Annotated in this window: 1 protein-coding gene; it reads left to right on the top strand. The window is 44.4% G+C overall.

The window, feature by feature from the left end:
• Positions 1 to 401: polyprenyl synthetase family protein (locus AB4496_RS28800; protein WP_372133531.1), on the top strand; the 401-nt coding region annotated here is incomplete at both ends.

Genomic DNA, 401 nt, shown 5'->3' with positions numbered 1-401 from the left:
TACAGCGAATGCGGCTTTTGGTAATGCAGCTAGCGTTTTGGTTGGTGATTTTATTTACACCCGCTCATTCCAGATGATGACGACGCTTGGATCTTTAAGGATCCTTGAGCTAATGAGCGAATCAGTAAATGTGATTGCCGAGGGTGAAGTTCAACAATTGATGAACTGTAACAACCCAGACACCACAGAAGAAAGCTATATGCAGGTGATCTATTCAAAGACCGCTCGTTTGTTTGAAGCCGCAACCCAAATCGGCGCAATTCTTACAGAGTCTACACCTGAGATCGAAACGGCGATGCAAAACTACGGTAAGTACCTAGGAACAGCATTCCAGCTTATTGATGATGTGATGGACTACACCGCTGATGGTAAAGAGATGGGTAAAAATGTTGGTGATGACC

Source organism: Vibrio sp. 10N.222.46.A1 (assembly GCF_041473595.1).
GTDB classification, from domain to species: Bacteria; Pseudomonadota; Gammaproteobacteria; order Enterobacterales; family Vibrionaceae; genus Vibrio; species Vibrio tasmaniensis_A.
Note: the sequence above shows the minus strand (reverse complement) of the source record. Positions and strands in the feature narration are given on the sequence as shown.